At 60.8% G+C, this 18,378-nt stretch carries 18 protein-coding genes; 13 read left to right on the top strand and 5 right to left on the bottom strand.

Annotation, left to right across the window (positions count from 1 at the left end):
* The first annotated feature begins 58 nt into the window (after nt 1-58).
* Together CFBP5499_RS02060 and CFBP5499_RS02065 are read left to right on the top strand one after the other, a co-directional pair.
* Entirely contained in the window at nt 59-1,690 is a 1,632-nt protein-coding gene (locus CFBP5499_RS02060; RefSeq protein ID WP_175416583.1) for a Ppx/GppA phosphatase family protein, read from the top strand.
* On the top strand, nt 1,687-2,427 hold the full coding sequence (locus CFBP5499_RS02065; RefSeq protein ID WP_080826017.1) for an RlmE family RNA methyltransferase: 741 nt from the start codon (nt 1,687-1,689) through the stop codon (nt 2,425-2,427). Before CFBP5499_RS02060 ends, CFBP5499_RS02065 begins: the two co-directional genes overlap by 4 nt.
* Here the strand turns inward: CFBP5499_RS02065 and CFBP5499_RS02070 are convergent, their stop codons facing one another.
* On the bottom strand, nt 2,428-3,825 hold the full coding sequence (locus CFBP5499_RS02070; RefSeq protein WP_080826015.1) for an MDR family MFS transporter: 1,398 nt from the start codon (nt 3,823-3,825) through the stop codon (nt 2,428-2,430).
* A 209-nt stretch (nt 3,826-4,034) separates the two neighbouring features.
* On the opposite strand from CFBP5499_RS02070, the gene CFBP5499_RS02075 reads away from it, so the two are divergent.
* The 5 genes from CFBP5499_RS02075 to CFBP5499_RS02100 all read left to right on the top strand — a co-directional run bounded on the left by CFBP5499_RS02075 (nt 4,035) and on the right by CFBP5499_RS02100 (nt 9,512).
* Nucleotides 4,035-5,036 (top strand): MBL fold metallo-hydrolase, encoded by a 1,002-nt coding sequence (locus CFBP5499_RS02075; protein ID WP_175416753.1) that lies wholly within the window; start codon nt 4,035-4,037, stop codon nt 5,034-5,036.
* Nucleotides 5,037-5,321: 285 nt separating this feature from the next.
* Nucleotides 5,322-6,827 carry an IMP dehydrogenase gene (gene guaB, locus CFBP5499_RS02085; RefSeq protein ID WP_080826012.1) on the top strand — a complete coding sequence of 502 codons (1,506 nt, stop codon included), beginning with the start codon at nt 5,322-5,324 and terminating at the stop codon, nt 6,825-6,827.
* Nucleotides 6,828-6,940: 113 nt separating this feature from the next.
* Nucleotides 6,941-7,342 carry an MAPEG family protein gene (locus tag CFBP5499_RS02090; RefSeq protein ID WP_175416754.1) on the top strand — a complete coding sequence of 134 codons (402 nt, stop codon included), beginning with the start codon at nt 6,941-6,943 and terminating at the stop codon, nt 7,340-7,342.
* Between the two features lie 149 nt (nt 7,343-7,491).
* Nucleotides 7,492-8,520: an alcohol dehydrogenase AdhP gene (gene adhP, locus CFBP5499_RS02095; RefSeq protein WP_046800638.1), complete on the top strand. Its 1,029-nt coding sequence runs from the start codon at nt 7,492-7,494 to the stop codon at nt 8,518-8,520.
* 116 nt (nt 8,521-8,636) lie between these two features.
* Complete coding sequence (locus CFBP5499_RS02100) at nt 8,637-9,512, top strand: dienelactone hydrolase family protein (protein WP_080826008.1); 876 nt, start codon at nt 8,637-8,639, stop codon at nt 9,510-9,512.
* A gap of 282 nt (nt 9,513-9,794) precedes the next feature.
* Here CFBP5499_RS02100 and moaB read toward each other — a convergent pair whose 3' ends face one another.
* From moaB to CFBP5499_RS02125, 4 genes are all read right to left on the bottom strand, one after another.
* Nucleotides 9,795-10,340: a molybdenum cofactor biosynthesis protein B gene (moaB, locus tag CFBP5499_RS02110; RefSeq protein WP_175416584.1), complete on the bottom strand. Its 546-nt coding sequence runs from the start codon at nt 10,338-10,340 to the stop codon at nt 9,795-9,797.
* 26 nt (nt 10,341-10,366) lie between these two features.
* Complete coding sequence (locus CFBP5499_RS02115) at nt 10,367-11,266, bottom strand: 4-(cytidine 5'-diphospho)-2-C-methyl-D-erythritol kinase (RefSeq protein ID WP_080826001.1); 900 nt, start codon at nt 11,264-11,266, stop codon at nt 10,367-10,369.
* 6 nt (nt 11,267-11,272) lie between these two features.
* Nucleotides 11,273-13,117 (bottom strand): tetratricopeptide repeat protein, encoded by a 1,845-nt coding sequence (locus CFBP5499_RS02120; RefSeq protein WP_080827462.1) that lies wholly within the window; start codon nt 13,115-13,117, stop codon nt 11,273-11,275.
* Nucleotides 13,118-13,308: 191 nt separating this feature from the next.
* Nucleotides 13,309-14,325, bottom strand: a complete 1,017-nt coding sequence (locus CFBP5499_RS02125; protein ID WP_080825998.1) for a polyprenyl synthetase family protein — start codon at nt 14,323-14,325, stop codon at nt 13,309-13,311.
* A 110-nt stretch (nt 14,326-14,435) separates the two neighbouring features.
* Here CFBP5499_RS02125 and CFBP5499_RS02130 point away from each other — a divergent pair, with 110 nt between their 5' ends.
* The 6 genes from CFBP5499_RS02130 (at nt 14,436) to CFBP5499_RS02155 (ending at nt 18,339) form a co-directional block, all read left to right on the top strand.
* Nucleotides 14,436-14,666: a DUF2007 domain-containing protein gene (locus CFBP5499_RS02130; RefSeq protein WP_175416586.1), complete on the top strand. Its 231-nt coding sequence runs from the start codon at nt 14,436-14,438 to the stop codon at nt 14,664-14,666.
* Between the two features lie 6 nt (nt 14,667-14,672).
* Nucleotides 14,673-15,473: a tRNA1(Val) (adenine(37)-N6)-methyltransferase gene (locus CFBP5499_RS02135; protein ID WP_130932465.1), complete on the top strand. Its 801-nt coding sequence runs from the start codon at nt 14,673-14,675 to the stop codon at nt 15,471-15,473.
* Between the two features lie 88 nt (nt 15,474-15,561).
* Complete coding sequence (locus CFBP5499_RS02140; protein ID WP_175416587.1) at nt 15,562-16,431, top strand: S49 family peptidase; 870 nt, start codon at nt 15,562-15,564, stop codon at nt 16,429-16,431.
* A gap of 20 nt (nt 16,432-16,451) precedes the next feature.
* Complete coding sequence (locus tag CFBP5499_RS02145) at nt 16,452-16,646, top strand: NfeD family protein (protein ID WP_080825993.1); 195 nt, start codon at nt 16,452-16,454, stop codon at nt 16,644-16,646.
* Between the two features lie 100 nt (nt 16,647-16,746).
* Nucleotides 16,747-17,709: a glycine--tRNA ligase subunit alpha gene (locus CFBP5499_RS02150; protein WP_175416588.1), complete on the top strand. Its 963-nt coding sequence runs from the start codon at nt 16,747-16,749 to the stop codon at nt 17,707-17,709.
* Between the two features lie 78 nt (nt 17,710-17,787).
* Complete coding sequence (locus tag CFBP5499_RS02155) at nt 17,788-18,339, top strand: LemA family protein (RefSeq protein ID WP_080825990.1); 552 nt, start codon at nt 17,788-17,790, stop codon at nt 18,337-18,339.
* The last annotated feature ends 39 nt before the right edge of the window (nt 18,340-18,378 follow it).

The raw sequence follows: 18,378 nt of genomic DNA on the forward strand, positions 1-18,378 counted from the left end.
GCCAAAAACCATTTGGCTAAAATCGCCTGCGCTGGTATTGTCCACCCAACGAAACCTTATGAAAGCCAGCAGCATAGCGTCTACGCTTGTGCGCGGCGAAATGGACAAGACAGTGATCGACCCCGGAAACGGCCCAAAGCCGTCGGAACAAGGGGCGTCGGTGGCGAACAAAGGGAAAGCGAAGCGATCCCGTCGTGGCAAGAAACACAAGCGTGACGGTAAGCCCCGTGACGCTGTTGTGCTGTCGCATGATGTTGCCGCAGATGTTCCGGCCGGTTCCTCCTACGTATCGGCTCTCGAGCCGGACGCCGAGCCGCGTAAGAGAAAGCGCCGCAGGCGCTCTCGCGGAAAAGGCACGTCTCAGCAGCCTGCGGCCGCCGTCAACGGAGAGGTGCAGGCTCCAGCCGTACCCGATGGCGCAAATTCATCCTCCGTGCCGCCCGGTGGCCCGCGAAAATCGCGTAACCGCAAACGCGGCCATCGCGATCCGCGCGGTCGTGACCCGCAGGGCCGTCCGCTGGTTCCCACCCATGCGCCGAAACATGTCGGCAAGCAGAACGGCCGTGCTAATGGCTCGGCACAGGAAGCACACCGGTCGCAATCCGAAATCTCCGCCCGCCATGTAGGTCGCCAGTATGAGAATGGCCAGGAGCCGCCGGCGGATATGTACGCGGCGCTCGATCTCGGCACCAATAATTGCCGCCTGCTGATCGCGCAGCCGACACGGCCCGGCCAGTTCCGGGTGGTGGATGCCTTTTCGCGCATCGTGCGACTGGGTGAGGGGCTGATATCGAGCGGCCGCCTTTCCGATGATGCGATGGACCGCGCGGTGGAAGCGCTCAAGGTCTGCTCCTCGAAACTTGCAGGACGCCCGATCAGGCGCATGCGGCTCATCGCCACCGAGGCCTGCCGTGCCGCCTCCAATGGCGAGGAGTTTCTGGCGCGCGTCACGCGGGAAACGGGGCTGAAGCTCGAAATCATCAGCCGCGAGACGGAAGCCCGGCTTGCGGTCTCCGGCTGCGCATCGCTTGTCGGGCGTGAAGCGCGCTCCGTCGTGCTGTTCGATATTGGGGGTGGATCGTCGGAAATCGCGGTCATCAAGGTCGGTGAAAACCGCTCGAACCGGCTCGCCAATCACATCACCCATTGGACCTCTCTGCCGGTCGGTGTCGTCACGCTGTCGGAACGCCACGGTGGCCGCGATGTGACGCCGGATGTTTTTGCGGCGATGGTGCGAGAGGTCGAAGGCCTGCTGGATGCCTTCCATTGCCCGCCGCTCGCGCCGCAATTGCATCATGAGGATTTTCATCTGATCGGAACCTCGGGCACGGTTACGACGCTTGCGGGCGTCCATCTCGATCTGCCGCGATATGATCGCCGCAAGGTGGATGGCCTCTGGCTTTCCGATGCCGAGGTAACGGCCATGCAGGACAAGTTGCTGGCATGGGATTTCGCCGGCCGCGCCGCCAATGCCTGCATCGGGCCTGATAGGGCCGATCTGGTTCTGGCCGGCTGCGCGATCCTCGAGGCCATTCGCCGCCGCTGGCCCGCCCGCCGCATGCGCGTGGCCGATCGTGGCCTGCGCGAAGGGCTTTTGACGGATATGATGGCGGATGACGGCGCATGGCGGCGCAACCGTATAAGGCGCATGCAGATGGTACGGCAGGACAGAACGGAAGGTTTGACATGAGCAAGGCGCCGACAAGCACCAATCGCACCGGCCGCAAGATCGGCCAGAAGGTCAAGAAGACCAAGCTCAAGGCCTCGTCGCGCCGCTGGCTGGAGCGTCATATCAATGACCCCTATGTGCAGCGCGCCAAGCTGGAAGGTTATCGCGCCCGCGCCGCCTTCAAGCTTTTGGAAATCAACGACAAGCATCAGATTCTGAAGGGTGCGACCCGCATCATCGACCTTGGTGCCGCACCCGGAAGCTGGTCGCAGATCGCCTCCAAGGTGACGGATTCGACCGAGGACGATATTCGCGTCGCGGCCATCGATTTCCTCGAAATCGATCCGATCCCCGGCGTGAAGATCCTGCAGCTCGACTTCCTCGACCCGACCGCACCCGACCAGCTGATGGAAGCCGTTGGCGGCACGCCCGATCTGGTCTTGTCGGATATGGCAGCGCCAACCACGGGCCACCAGAAGACCGACCACATCCGCACCATGCATCTGTGCGAAGTCGCTGCCGATTTCGCGGTTCAGGTGCTGGCGGAAGGCGGCCATTTCCTCGCCAAGACCTTTCAGGGCGGCACGGAAAAGGCATTGCTTGATATGCTGAAGAAGAACTTCAAGCAGGTTCTGCATATCAAGCCGGCGTCGTCACGCTCGGAATCGGTCGAGATGTTCCTGCTTGCCAAGCACTTCAAGGGCCGCAGACACGAGCCCGCAATCGATGCCGACGCTGAAGAGGCGACTGACGACTGATCACTCCGCCGGTTGCGAAACCTTGCCGCGGTGGCCGGAGACGGCCGCCCCGGCATTGCCGTCCATGCGGATGATCGGCACGATGGCGAACAGCGAGACGAGCGCGACGATCGTAAAGGCGATGTGGAAATCGGCAAGCTGCAGATGCGTGCCTGACATCATGCTGCTGACTTCCAGAATAGAAGCGGCGAAAGCCACGCCCAGCGCCAGGCTGATCTGTTGCAGCACCGAGGCCATCGAGGTCGCCTGGCTGGCCTGGCTGTCCTCGATATCGGAATAGCTCAGCGCATTCGATCCGGTGAAGAAGAAGGATCGAGCAAATCCCGCCGTGACCAGGAAGACCATGATCAGCGGATAGGGCGTTTCCGGGGTGAAAAAGCTGTTGGCAAGCGTCGTGAACGCGCCGACGCCGCCGGCCCCGATCAGTGTCGAGCGAAACCCCGTTGCCGCAAACACCCGCTTGGCCATGAATTTCGTGGTGATAGCGCCGATGGCGCCGGCAAAGGTGATCATGCCTGATTGGAACGGGTTGAGCCCGAAACCGATCTGCAACATCAGCGGCATCAGGAAGGGGATTGCGCCCGTGGAAATGCGGAAAACGGTGCCGCCGACGGAGGCCGCCCGGAAGGTCGCGTTCTGGAAAATGCGGAAATCCAGAATGGGGGCAGGGTGGCGCGCGGCGTGGCGCATGTAAAGAAAACCGCAGATAAACCCGATGATCGTCGAGGCGATACCGATGGCGGGCGGTAGGGCCGGAAGGCTGACCACCGACACGCCGAATACGACGCCCGAGGCGGCGATGCCGGACAGAACGAACCCCTTGCCGTCCATCGGCGGTGGATTGGTGGTTTCGATTTCCGGCAGGAAGATCGTCGACAGCCAGATGCCGATGATGCCGATGGGCACGTTAATGAGGAAAATCCAGTGCCATGAAAAATAGGTGGTGATGAAGCCGCCGATCGGTGGGCCGGTGAGCGGCCCTACAAGCCCCGGTATCGTCAATAGCGCCATGGCGGAGACGAGTTCGCTGCGCTTGGTCGTGCGCAGCAGCACGAGACGGCCAACGGGCGTCATCATTGCTCCCCCCATGCCCTGCAGGAAACGCGACAGCACGAATTCGAATACCGAGGACGAGACCGCGCAGCAGATTGACCCGACCACGAAAACGCCGATAGCGAAACGGAAGATTTTCTTCGCGCCGTATTTGTCGGCCATCCAGCCGCTGATGGGAATGAAGATCGCCAGCGCCACCATATAGGCCGTCAACGCCAGCTTCAGCGTGATCGGGCCGACATGGAGGTCTTTTGCAATCGCCGGGAGCGAGGTGGCGATGACGGTGGAGTCCATCTGCTCCATGAAGAGAGCGACTGCGAGGATCAGGGGAATGATGCGATTCATGGGACTGCCTGCGGCTTTCCGCTGCGACAAGGGATATCGCCGTTCCTCCTACGCCTGATAGGCGGGCTTGCCAACACGTTAATTATCAATTTCTCAAGTTCCGATCAAACCTGCGTGAGGCCGGTTTTCTTGCAACTTTCTCGCTCTATTGTCCGTTGGGTGGGATCAGTTGGCGATCACGGCCAGTTGGCGATATCGGAGACAAGATGATGACCCAATCCTTGAGCATGAGCAGACGTGGCCTCATCGGTGCGGCCGGCGCCAGCGTTCTCGGCGCGCCGCTGTTGATGGCGCGCGGCGCAAACGCCCAGACCAACCAGCCGCAGACCTCCATGGAGATAAAACACGCCATGCCACCGGAAACCAACCGCTTCAAGCTCGGCAATTTCGAGGTGCTGGTCGTCAAGGACGGCTCGCGCGCCGCGCCCAATCCGGGTGAGACCTTCGGCACGGACCAGTCGGCGGAGACGGTGGGTAAATTGCTGGAAGACAATTTTCTGCCGAAGGATCAGTTCGTCAATTCCTTCTCGCCGGTTCTGATCAATACCGGCTCCGATCTCGTGTTGTTCGACACGGGTTTCGGCGAGGCTGGCCGCGGTGCAGGTAATGGCCGCCTGACCGAAGGCATGGCTGCGGCCGGTTATACGCCCGAGGACGTGACCGTGGTGGTGCTGACCCATATGCATGGCGACCATATTGGCGGCCTTATGGAAAAGGGTGCGCCGGCTTTTTCGAAAGCGCGTTATGTCTTCGGCCAGGCGGAATATGATTTCTGGACGGATGAGAAGCGTGCAGGCACCCCTGCCGAAGGTGGGCAGAAGGGCGTTCTTGCCAACGTCAAGCCGCTGGCGGAAAAGGCGACCTTCATCGGTGATGGCGTCAATGTGGTCTCCGGCATCACCGGCGTTGCGGCGTTTGGCCATTCGCCCGGACACATGATCTTCCGCGTCGAATCGGAAGGCAAGCAGCTGATCCTCACGGCGGATACCGCTAACCATTTCGTCCTGTCGCTACAGAGGCCGGACTGGGAGGTGAAATTCGACATGGACAAGGCGGCTGCCGCCGCGACCCGCAGAAAAGTCTATGACATGATCGCCACCGACCGGTTGCCTTTCCTCGGTTACCATATGCCTTTCCCTTCTGTCGGTTACGCGGAAAAGCTGGATACGGGTTATCGTTTTGTGCCGAAATCCTACCAGTTCGACATATGATGCATGTCGCGCAAAAGTGTTAAGCGGTTTTGCGATGACGACATGCATAAAAACAAGCAGTTAAAGCGCGCCGTGTGGATCCTTGTTCCACACGACGCGATTCAACGTCTGCTGCAATGCAGCAACAGAAGAAGCCCGGAAGGTCATTCCGGGTTTTTTCTATTCCCTTCCTGTCATGAACGTGTTACCAGCCCTCGCCAACTTCCAAGCAATCCTTGCAGGGCCGCCGGGGTGAACTTTTCGTTCCGGAACGGCCACGCATTTTCAGTATGAAGGAATTTGGTCATGGCACGCATCATTCAAACACCCACTGGTTTGGACGCTCTCACATTTGACGATGTGTTGCTGCAACCCGGACATTCCGAAGTCATGCCGGGACAGACGAATATCGCCACCCGCATCGCCCGCGATATCGATCTCAACTTGCCGATTCTCTCTTCCGCCATGGATACGGTCACCGAAGGCCGCCTTGCCATCGCCATGGCCCAGGCCGGCGGCATCGGCGTCATCCACCGCAACCTGACCCCCATCGAGCAGGCCGAGGAAGTGCGGCAGGTGAAGAAGTTCGAAAGCGGCATGGTCGTCAACCCGGTCACCATCGGCCCCGATGCGACGCTTGCAGAAGCGCAGGCGCTGATGAAGGCGCACGGCATTTCCGGCATTCCGGTCGTTGAAAACGGCGGTTCCGGCGGCCACAAGAACGGCCGCCTCGTCGGCATCCTGACCAACCGCGATGTGCGCTTTGCCTCCGATCCGCAGCAGAAGATCTACGAACTGATGACCCGCGAAAATCTGGTCACGGTCAAGGAAAGCAGCGTCGACCAGCAGGAAGCCCGCCGCCTGCTGCACAAGCACCGCATCGAAAAGCTGCTGGTTGTGGATGCCAAGGGCAATTGCGTCGGCCTCATCACCGTCAAGGATATCGAGAAGTCGCAGCTCAACCCCAATGCCACCAAGGATGCGCAGGGCCGTCTTCGCGCCGCCGCCGCCATCAGCGTTGGTGCTGATGCCATCGAGCGCGCCGAGCGCCTCATCGATGCCGGCGTCGATCTTCTGGTCGTTGATACCGCCCATGGCCATTCGCAGCGCGTTCTCGATGCTGTCGCGCAGGTCAAGAAGATGTCGAATTCGGTTCGCATCATCGCCGGCAATGTCGCCACCGCTGACGGCACCAAGGCGCTGATCGATGCTGGTGCGGATGCCGTCAAGGTCGGTATCGGCCCCGGCTCCATCTGCACCACCCGCATCGTCGCCGGCGTCGGCGTCCCGCAGCTCGCGGCTGTCATGGCTTCGGTTGAAGCGGCCAATGCCGCTGATATCCCTGTTATCGCCGATGGCGGCATCAAGTTCTCGGGTGACCTGGCCAAGGCCATCGCCGCCGGCGCTTCCGCCGTCATGATCGGCTCGCTGCTGGCCGGCACGGATGAAAGCCCGGGCGAAGTGTTCCTGTATCAGGGTCGTTCCTTCAAGGCCTATCGCGGCATGGGTTCCGTTGGCGCCATGGCGCGCGGCTCGGCAGACCGTTATTTCCAGGCGGAAGTGCGCGACACGTTGAAGCTCGTCCCTGAGGGCATCGAAGGTCAGGTGCCCTACAAGGGCCCGGTCTCCGGCGTGCTGCACCAGCTGGCCGGTGGCCTGAGGGCCGCCATGGGTTATGTCGGCGGCAGCAACATCAAGGAATTCCAGGAGCGTGCCACCTTCGTGCGCATCTCCAGCGCCGGCCTGCGTGAGAGCCACGCCCATGACGTGACGATCACCCGTGAAAGCCCGAACTATCCCGGCGCGGTTTGATCTTTCGAGCCGAATCCGCAAAAAGATAGGCTAGGAATTTGGCGCTCCTCGATCTCAAGCCGGATCGGGGAGCGTTTTCACGATTGGGGGAAAGCATGTCACCAACGACCGCAATGTTCTGGCCGATGATCGCCCATGTCTTTCTGGTCTTCTGCCTTTACGCGCTCCTGGTCATCCGGCGCAACAAATTCACCTTCAAGGATCGTGAATCCGCGATCAAGTTGCGCGACCGCGGCGAGGAGGCGCGGGAAAGCCATCTGGTGAACCGCAACATCGCCAACCAGTTCGAACTGCCGGTCCTGTTTCACATCGCCTGCCTGCTGCTTTACATCACGGATGCGGATAATATCGTCACCGTCGTTCTGGCATGGCTGTTCGTGCTCTCGCGTTATGCCCATTCCTATGTCCATGTCACCAGCAACCACTTGCGCCAGCGCGGGGCATTGTTCGGCATCGGCTTTGCACTGGTCGTCGGCCTGTGGGCATGGCTCGCCATATGGTTGGCGCTGGAATAAATCGGCACCGTCAGGTTGCTTCATAAGTGAGACAATCCCGCCGCGCAAAACGCTCCGGTTTGCGATGGGTCAATTCCATGGAGCCTCATCCCCGTTAATCTCTGCCCGCCGTCGAGGATTTCCGGCGAGCAGAGATTAGGGAGTATGTCATGGCTAAAACAATGAAGGCGGCGGTCGTCCGCGCATTTGGAAAACCGCTGACCATCGAGGAAGTGGCGATACCGGATCCCGGCCCCGGTGAGATTCTCATCAACTACAAGGCGACGGGCGTTTGCCACACCGACCTGCATGCCGCAACGGGCGATTGGCCGGTCAAGCCCAACCCGCCCTTCATTCCCGGACATGAAGGTGCAGGCTACGTCGCCAAGATCGGCGCAGGCGTCACCGGCATCAAGGAAGGCGACCGCGCCGGCACGCCCTGGCTCTATACCGCCTGCGGATGCTGCATTCCTTGCCGCACCGGCTGGGAAACCCTGTGCCCGAGCCAGAAGAACTCAGGCTATTCCGTCAACGGCAGCTTTGCCGAATATGGCCTTGCCGATCCGAAATTCGTCGGCCGCCTGCCTGACAATCTCGATTTCGGTCCGGCCGCACCCGTGCTCTGCGCCGGCGTCACGGTCTATAAGGGCTTGAAGGAAACCGAAGTCAGGCCCGGTGAATGGGTGGTCATTTCAGGCATTGGCGGGCTTGGCCACATGGCCGTGCAATATGCCAAGGCCATGGGCATGCATGTCGTTGCCGCCGATATTTTCGACGACAAGCTGGCGCTTGCCAAAAAACTCGGAGCCGATGTCGTCGTTAACGGCCGCGCGCCCGACGCGGTGGAGCAGGTGCAGAAGGCGACCGGCGGCGTCCATGGCGCGCTGGTGACAGCGGTTTCGCCGAAGGCCATGGAGCAGGCCTATGGCTTCCTGCGCTCCAAGGGTACGATGGCGCTTGTCGGCCTGCCGCCGGGCTTTATCTCCATTCCGGTGTTCGACACGGTGCTGAAGCGCATCACGGTGCGTGGCTCCATCGTCGGCACGAGGCAGGATCTGGAGGAGGCGCTGACCTTTGCCGGTGAAGGCAAGGTGGCTGCCCACTTCTCGTGGGACAAGCTGGAAAATATCAACGATATCTTCCACCGCATGGAAGAGGGCAAGATCGACGGCCGTATCGTGGTGGACCTCGCCGCCTGACGTCAAAACGATTGCGGCGCTCACGCAAATGTGTGGCGCCGCTTCCGCCCGCCTTGTTCCCCCTAGGGCGATCTGCGTTATCCTTCCGCATCCGCGCGTTCAAGGAGGATAAGGCGATGGACAAGCCCAAGATTACGCAGGCCATGATCGACGCTTACGATGAATATACCCATCTCAGCCTCGACCGCCGCAAATTCATGGAAAAGCTCTCCATATTGGCCGGCTCGGGTGCGGCCGCGGCGACCATTGCGCCGCTGCTTTCTGCCAACAGCGCCCGTGCGGCCGTCGTCGCGCCTGATGATGCGGGCATTGTTGCGGAAGAGGTGACCTATCCAGCGCCCGGCGGCGAGATGAAGGGTTATCTCGTCACACCGAAGTCGGTGTCCGGCCCCATTGGTTCCGTCATCGTCATCCACGAGAACCGTGGCCTGAACGACCATATTCGCGATGTGGCAAGACGTGTCGCGCTTTCCGGTTTCCGCGCGCTTGCGGTCGATTTCCTCTCCCCGCAGGGCGGAACGCCGGCGGATGAGGATAAGGCGCGGGAAATGTTCAGCGGTCTCGACATGGAGGCAACCGTTGCCAATGCCGAAGCGGGAAGGGTGTGGCTCGCGGCAAGGCAGGGCGCGAATGGCAAGGTCGGGGCGGTTGGCTTCTGCTGGGGCGGCGGGCTGGTCAATCGTTTCGCCACCAAATCGGCGGGCCTCAATGCCGGCGTCGCCTATTACGGCCAGCAACCGCCGGCGGCCGATGTGCCAGCCATCAAGGCGCCGCTGCTTTTGCAATATGCGGGTCTCGACGAGCGCATCAATGCCGGTATCGACGCCTATAAAAAAGCGCTGGAGGAAAACGGCAAGACCTTCGAAATCTTCGTTTACGACGGCGTCAATCATGCTTTCAACAACGATACGTCATCGGCCAGATACGATAAGGCGGCGGCCGATCTGGCATGGGGGCGGACGACGGAGTTTTTCAAAAAATATCTGGCGTAATGGGTTTTCGATGTCGCGTCTGTCCGTCTCCGGTGAGAGGGCAGAAAGGTTCTGGATGTTGTGCGGAGATAACGGACCGCCGGTGCGCGGGGCTTTACCCCCCTCTGCCCTGCCGGGCATCTCCCCCTCATGGGGGGAGATCGGCAAGCGGCCCTGTTGTCACTTCATTCACAGACGTCAAGATGGGCGAGACCTAACGACGAGTCGATCTCCCCCCTTGAGGGGGAGATGCCCGGCAGGGCAGAGGGGGGGTAAAGCCCCGCGCGCCCTCGATCCGCTGATCTAAACGCCGCCCGCCCCACGCTTCAAATGCTCATCAAGCCGCGGCATGATCTCCACGAAATTGCAGGGCAGGTGGCGGTAATCAAGCTGGGCTTTGAGAATACCGTCCCACGCATCCTTGCACGCACCGGGAGAGCCCGGCAGCACGAAGATGAAGGTGGCGTTCGCCACGCCGCCGGTCGCGCGTGACTGGATGGTGGCGGTGCCGATCTTGTCATAGGAAATGCGATGGAAAAGCGCGGAAAATCCGTCCATGCGCTTTTCGAACAGCGGCTCCAGCGCCTCTGGCGTCACGTCGCGGCCGGTAAAGCCGGTGCCGCCCGTCGTGATGACCACATCCACGCCTTCAGACAGCGTCCATTCCCGCACGGTGTCTGCGATCGCCGCCTTGTCGTCCGGCACGATGGCGCGGGCGGCGAGCCTGTGGCCCGCTTCTTCCAGCCTTGCGACGAGCGTGTCGCCGGACTTGTCGTTCTCCAGCGTGCGGCTGTCCGAAACGGTCAGAACCGCAATGCCAAGGGGAATGAAGGGTCTATCGCCTGCCATGGCCTTATCCTCGAAATATCCGGCCCTCAAATGGTCCGCGTTGCGTGAAAATACCAGCCGGGACGTTTTTTCCGAAGCGATGTTTCCGCGTTTTTGGCGGCATCGAAGGAATGAAAAATCCCGAAACAGGTTGCCCCGGAACCGGACATGCGGACAAAGGCGGCCCCTTCCTCAGACAGCAGCCCGGTTATCTCCGCGATTTCAGGCAGCAGCGCCTGAGCCGGCGGCTGCAGATCGTTGCGGCTTTGGGCGAGAAAATCCATCCAGCCAATCGTCGCCCAGCCAATTGTCGAAGGAGCTGGCAGCGGGGGATTGGCTTTGTTCTGCAATCGCCTGAAAATCTCCGGTGTCGAGACGGCTTTTAGCGGATTGCCCAGAACCATGAAGAGTTCTGGCAGGTCGGTGAGCGTTTCGATCTGCTCGCCGATGCCGCGCGCAATCAGCGGCCGGCTTGCAAGGCACATCGGCACGTCGGCACCGAGTTTCAGTGCGAGCGAGGCGAGCTCTGCCGGTGCAATCTTGGCATTCCAGTGCCGCAAAAGCCCCCGCAGCGTTGCTGCGGCATCCGCCGAACCGCCACCGATGCCCGACGCAACCGGCAGGTTCTTTTCAAGGTGAATGCCGACCGGGCGGGCAGGTTGACCTGTTGACGAGAGAGCGTTGCGCAACATGTCGCGGGCACGGGTGACGAGATTGTCGCCACCATCGCCGGCGCTTAGAAGATCGCCGAAGGGCCCCGAAATGGAGAAACTGTCGGTGGTAGCGTCGCGAATGCGAATCACGTCGCCGGCTTCGGTGAATGTCACCAGTGTTTCAAGCAGATGGTAGCCATCCGCCCGCTGTCCTGTGACATGCAGCGCCAGATTGATCTTGGCCGGGGCCGCCTCGATTGTTTCGGTGGCCCCGGAAACCTCATGCAGGCGCATGCGGCGTCAGGATTTCTTGTCTGGCGTAGGCGTCGCCGGCGCCGGAGGAGCGGGTGGTTGCGGCGCCACGTCCTTCTTGGCGGTGTTTTCAGCGTCCTTTTCGACAGGCGGCAGGCCGTTGGCGATTTTTTCCTTCACCTTGGCCTTGTCCACATCGTCATTGTCGCCGATCAGGGCGCGGTTCCACTGATAAACGGCCTCGATTTTGCGGCCCACGCGCCAATAGGCATCGCCCAGATGGTCGTTGATGGTGGGATCACCGGCCTTGAGTTCGATTGCGCGCTCCAGTTCCGTCACGGCCTGATCGAAGTCACCGAGCCGGAAATGTGCCCAGCCGAGCGAGTCAACGATGTAGCCGTCATTCGGACGAAGCTCGACCGCCCGGCCGATCATCTTCATGGCGTCATCGAGATTGATGCCCTTATCCACCCAGGAATAACCGAGATAGTTCAGAACCTGCGGCTGATCAGGGTTAAGCTCCAGCGCCCGCTTGAAATTCGGTTCGGCCTTGTCCCATTGCTTCAGCCGCTCATAGGCGATGCCGCGCTGGAAGAACACCGACCAGTCGGACTTCTGCGGCACGGCGCCGATCACCTCGATAGCCTTGTCGTAGTTCTCCGCCATGGCGCGATAGTCCTTGGCGTCCGAAAGCACGCTGCCATAAGCGAGATAGGAACGGATGTCCTTCGGGTCGGATTCCAGCAGCGACAGGAGATGCTTGCGCGACTCCTCCACCTTGCCAGTCTGCGCGAGCGTCAGTCCGAGCTGCAACTCGGAGATGCGATGCATCGGCGAATCCGTCGGCACTTCGCGATAGAAGGTGATGGCACGCTCAGGCTGCTTCATCGCTTCGGCAAGGCCGCCGAGAAGAATGAGCGTATCCGGGCTCTTCGGGTCAAGGGCGCGCGAGGTCTGCAGATAAAGGGTCACGATCTCTTCGGCGCCTTCGCGGTTCAATGCGCCGGCAATCGAGAACATGACGCTGGCCGCACCCTCCACCGCATTGGTGATCTGCTGCTCCGGCTTTTCGCCCTTTTCAATCGCCTCGCGAAGCGCTTTCAGCGGCGCGTAATTCGGCGCGAAAGTGTCGCCGACGGCGATCGCATCCAGTGCCTTCTGCTTGTTGCCGGCGGAAGCTTCCAGCCGCGCAAGCGCCATGACCGCGCGCATATAGGTATCGGAGGCGGTGGCGCCGCCTTCGCGGTCCGTCACGGCTTCGTTCAGGCTCTTGCGGGCGGCTTCGGTATTGCCGGAAACCAGGGCGATGGCCGCGGCATTGTATTTCTGGAAGATCGAAATCCAGCCCGGGCCCTTCATATTGTTGACGAGCGCCAGCGCTTCCTTCGGCTTGCCGGAGCCGGCACGCGCCCAGGCGGTCAAAAGCGTGTTGACCATGCGGTCGAGATCGTTCGGACCGGTATATTTCAGGATCTTCTCGGCCTTGGTGAATTCCTTGTCCTTGATGGCGTCGAGACCGCGCACGATGGTCGTGACGCGCTCCACCGAGGTATCGTCCTTCATGGAATCGGCGATCTTGGCACCGGCCTCGAAGTTGCCGCTCAGAAGTTCGGCGATCATCAGCCGCTGGCGGATTTCGGAATTTGCTGGATCGTATTCCAGCGCCTTCTTGTAGAGCGAAATCGCAGTCGGATAGTCCTGATCGACATCAGCGTTGCGTCCGGCGAGGAAAGCGCCGGAGAAGGTATTCACCTTGCCGGGATCGAAGGTAACGGCTTTGTCTTCCGGTTTCGCCTTTGTCTCCGCAAAGCCGGGGCTTGCACCCGCGCCGATTGCGAGAGCGGCGGCAAGAGCCGCGCTGCAGAGAAGACGAAGTGCTGGTTTACGCCGCATGAGGGAACCTTTGCCTTTGTGCGAATGCACGGAAAAATCAGTTTCCATTGTTTGGTCACGATAGAATGGCTTTTTTGAAGCAACCCCGCAAGAAATTATGGCCCGTGCCACAATCACGCCTTGCGGGGAAACCGGCCCGGAACGTCGGGCGGATGGACCTGTCCACCCGCCTTTTGCTTAAGGCTTGAGCGTCAGTTGAGGCGCTCGATGCAGAAGTCGATGACCTCGAGAAGCGCATTTTTCCATGGGCTCTGCGGCAACGGCGCAAGCGCGTCACGGGCAATCGTGCCGTAATGGGTGGCGCGACCGATCGTGTCGCCCAAGCCGTTATATTTGGTGATCAGGCCCAGCGCCTTCTCCAGGTTCTCGTCGCTGCTTTCGCCCTTTTCGATGGCGTTGCGCCAGAAGGCGCGCTCATCCTGCGTGCCGCGTCGATAGGACAGGATGACCGGCAGCGTGATCTTGCCTTCGCGGAAATCGTCACCGGTGTTCTTGCCGAGATCGGCGGACTTGCCGCCGTAGTCCAGCACGTCGTCGACCAGCTGGAAGGCGAGGCCGAGATTCATGCCGTAGGATTTCAGCGCGCTGCGAGTGGCCTTGTCCGTCTTGGCGACGATGGGGCCGACTTCCGCGGCGGCGGCAAAGAGCGCGGCCGTCTTGGCGCGAATCACCTGAAGATAGTCGTCCTCGGTCGTTTCCATGTTCTTGGCGACCGAGAGCTGCAGCACCTCGCCCTCGGCGATGACGGAAGCGGCGGTGGAGAGGACATCGAGCGCATCCAGCGAACCGACATCCACCATCATGCGGAAGGCCTGGCCGAGCAGGAAGTCGCCGACGAGAACGCTCGCCTGGTTGCCCCAGATGGTGCGGGCTGTGGATTTGCCACGGCGCAGATCGCTTTCATCCACCACATCGTCATGCAGAAGCGTCGCGGTGTGCATGAACTCCACGCTGGTGGCGAGCTTGATGTGGTTATCGCCCTCGTAACCGAACATCGAGGCCGAGGCGAGCGTCAGCATCGGCCGCAGGCGCTTGCCGCCGGAGGAGATGAGATGATTGGCCACCTCGGGTATCATCTGGACATCGGAACCGGCCCTGGAAAGGATAAGCTGGTTCACCCGTTCCATGTCGGGACGGGTCAGGTCGACAAGCGGCTTGACGGATGCGAGTTTGTTTTTGCTTTCTTCAAGCGGTATGACGACGCCCAAGGGACAGGACTCCAGTTCGAATTTGAATTCGACAATAAAAACTGATGCCTTGTGCGGCAAGGGGCGAATTGCCGCTAGCCATTCAAAAAGATGGGAATTTAGGTCTATCCATGCGTGAACTGATCCGTACCAACGATGCCGTGCTTCTTTCCTTCGCTGAAAGCCTGATGAAGGACGCTGGCATCCATTGCCTCATAGCAGATCAGGCGATGAGCATTCTGGAGGGATCGCTCGGCCTTTTGCCGCGAAGGTTCCTGGTGGAAGAAGACCGCGCCGGTGAGGCCCGCCGCATTCTCATCGATGCCGGGCTGGGTGACGAGTTGCGCAACGAAGAGGCTTGAGCGGCGGTGGGCGACGATATTTCCGAAACGATCGACGCCTTTCACCGGGGTCGGTTTCACATCATCCAGCCCAAGGGCAGGGGGCACCGGGCGGGCATGGACGCCATGCTTCTGGCGTCATTGGTGGCGGATGACCGCGCCTGCCGGATCGCCGATCTCGGTGCTGGCGCCGGTGCCGCCGGCATGGCGGTGGCGGCGCGGCTCGAAAAGGCCGAGGTGACACTCTACGAGCGCTCCCCGGAAATGGCAGAATTTGCCCGCCGCAGCCTAAGATTGCCCGAAAACGCCGCCTTTTCCGCCCGTGTCGGCGTGCGCGAGGCCGATGTGACGTTGCGTGCCAAGACGCGCGTCGAGGCCGGATTGCCGGACGGGCATTTCCATCACGTCATCATGAACCCGCCCTATAATGACGCGGGCGACCGCCGTACGCCGGATGCCCTGAAGGCAGAGGCGCACGCCATGACGGAGAACCTGTTCGAGGACTGGATCAGGACCGCGGGCGCGATCATGGTCTCCGGCGGACAGCTTTCCCTGATTTCACGGCCGCAATCGGTTGCGGAGATCATCGCCGCCTGCGGTAGCCGTTTCGGCGGCATCGAGATTACCCTCATCCATCCCCGCCCCGGCGAGGACGCGGTGCGCATGCTCGTCACCGCGATCAAGGGATCGCGCGCGCGGCTGTCTTTCCGCGCGCCGCTCATCATGCACGAGACCGGCAGCCATGCCTTCACGCCCTTCGTGGATGACCTCAATAATGGCCGCGCCGCCTATCTGCGTAATGTAAGGGCAATCCGGACAGCGTCATAAATATCGTTGTGGCGTCATTCGCAAACCATTGCGTTTTGCCGGGCGATACATACATCCGTGACAACGAGACAATTGCTGCGAGGATTGATTGGTGGGTTTTCTGAAGTATCTGGTGCCGAAACGCTTTCGCAAAAAAGAGCTCGTCATCCCCGTCGTGCGCATGCAGGGCGCGATCATGGCCGGCGGCAACCAGTTCCGCCCCGCCCTCAATCTTGCCTCCTACGCGCCGCTGCTTGAAAAGGCCTTTGCCGTCAGGGACGCACCCGCCGTTGCCATTTCGCTCAATTCGCCGGGCGGTTCGCCGGTGCAGGCGCGGATGATCTATAACCGCATCCGCCAGCTTGCCGAGGAAAAGGAAAAGAAGGTCCTGGTCTTCGTGGAGGACGTGGCTGCCTCCGGCGGCTACATGATTGCGCTTGCCGGCGACGAGATCATCGCCGACCCCACCTCCATCGTCGGTTCGATCGGCGTCGTATCCGGCGGCTTCGGTTTTCCGGAAATGCTGCGGAAGATCGGCGTGGAGCGCCGTGTCTATACGGCCGGCGAAAACAAGGTCATCCTCGATCCCTTCCAGCCGGAAAAGGAAGGCGATATCGATTATCTGAAGTCGCTTCAGGTCGAAATTCACAATGTTTTCATTGATATGGTCAAGATGCGCCGTGGCTCGAAGCTGAAGGGCGACGATGCAATCTTCTCCGGCCTGTTCTGGACCGGCATGCGCGGCCTGGACCTCGGCCTGATCGACGGGCTGGGCGACATGCGGGAGGTTCTGCGCCGCCGTTACGGGACAAAGGTCAAGCTTCAGCTCGTCAGCGGCGGGCGCTCGCTGTTTGGCAAAAAAGTGCCTGGCGTGAATACGGCGCTGGGCCTCGATGCCGGAAAGCTTGCTGCCGGAACCGTCTCGGGCCTTGCGGAAGTTGCCGAAGAAAAGGCATTGTGGTCGCGTTTCGGTCTATGATGTCGCGGGAATAAAGCCTTATGGCGCAGCTCATTACAATTCTTCTTCTGGTGGTGGGATCCATCATCCTTTACCGCCGCTTTGTTCGCGACGCGGAAAAGCTTTCGGCGAAATCGAAACAACGGGAAAAGGAACGCGAGACCGGCGCCATCGGCACGCTGATCAAGGACCCCGAAACCGGCGAATACCGGGTGAAGCGCGAGGATGAGGCGTAAGGCTGCGGCTTTACGCATAAAACCTTGACCCCCACGCCATGCCGTGGCACCAGTCCGCATCCGAAGTAAGTCACTGCTTACTTGTCCTCCTAACGCCGCGATGACTGAAATGACCGATATTCCCGACCATATGAACCCGAAGCGTTCCTTTCAGGCTTTGATCCTGACGCTGCACAATTACTGGGCCGACAAGGGCTGCGCGGTGTTGCAGCCCTACGATATGGAAGTGGGCGCGGGCACGTTTCATCCGGCCACGACCCTGCGCGCACTTGGGCCGAAGCCGTGGAAGGCCGCTTATGTGCAGCCGTCGCGCCGCCCTTCCGACGGTCGTTACGGCGAAAACCCCAACCGTCTGCAGCATTATTACCAATATCAGGTCATTCTGAAGCCCAACCCGTCCAACCTGCAGGAACTCTATCTCGGTTCGCTGAAGGCGATTGGCCTCGATCCGCTGCTGCACGATGTGCGCTTCGTGGAAGACGATTGGGAAAGCCCGACGCTCGGCGCCTGGGGTCTGGGTTGGGAATGCTGGTGTGACGGCATGGAAGTGTCGCAATTCACTTACTTCCAGCAGGTCTGCGGCATCGAATGCTCGCCGGTCGCGGGCGAGTTGACCTATGGTCTGGAGCGTCTGGCCATGTATGTTCAGGGCGTCGACAATGTCTATGACCTCAACTTCAACGGCCGCGAGGGCGAAGAGAAGATTTCCTATGGCGATGTCTTTTTGCAGGCCGAGCAGGAATATTCCCGTCACAACTTCGAATTCGCCGATACATCCATGCTGCATCGCCATTTCATCGATGCGGAAAAGGAATGCCTGGCGCTTCTCGCCGCCGGTGCGCCCGGTGACAGCGATAATCAGCGCCTGCATAAATGCGTGTTCCCGGCCTATGACCAGTGCATCAAGGCCAGCCACGTCTTCAACCTTCTGGATGCGCGCGGCGTGATCTCGGTGACGGAGCGCCAGAGCTATATCCTGCGGGTGCGCACGCTGGCGAAAGCCTGCGGCGAAGCCTTCCTGCTGACGGATGCAGGCGGGCTGAACTGGAACAGGGCCGCCTGAACGTTTATGTAAGGCGGGGCAACAGTCTAACGTGCGGGAGCCGTTGTGGCGCTCGCGCCTCTTGAGGAGGGGTCGGGAATGTTCATCACGCTGGCAATCATCGCGGCAATCGCGCTTTATGTCGTCTTCATCTATAACGGCCTCGTCAAGGCGCGGCAGATGAAGGAAGAGGCGTGGTCGGGCATCGATGTGCAGCTGAAGCGCCGCGCCGATCTCATTCCCAACCTCATCGAGACTGTGAAGGGTTACGCGGCGCATGAAAAGAGCACCTTCGAGGAGGTGATCGCCATGCGCAACCGGGCGCAGGCCGTGCCGGCTGGCGATGTCGAAGGCCGCGCCCAGGCGGAAGGCCTGCTCTCACAGGCGCTCGGCAAACTCTTCGCGCTGGCCGAAGCCTATCCCGACCTCAAGGCCAACACGAATTTCCTTGAATTACAGCGCTCGCTCGAGACCATCGAAGGCGAACTCCAGATGTCGCGCCGTTATTACAATGGTGCCGCGCGCGATCTCAACGTCAAGGTGGAGAGCTTCCCGTCCAACCTCGTGGCGGGGCAGTTCGGTTTTGCCAAGGCGCCTTATTTCGAGATCGACAATCCGGCCGACCGCGCCGTGCCGACCGTGAAATTCTAAGCACCGGCTCCCAATCCCTGCCGATATTCCGATAGCCCG

This window comes from Agrobacterium tumefaciens, assembly GCF_005221325.1.
Lineage (GTDB): Bacteria > Pseudomonadota > Alphaproteobacteria > Rhizobiales > Rhizobiaceae > Agrobacterium.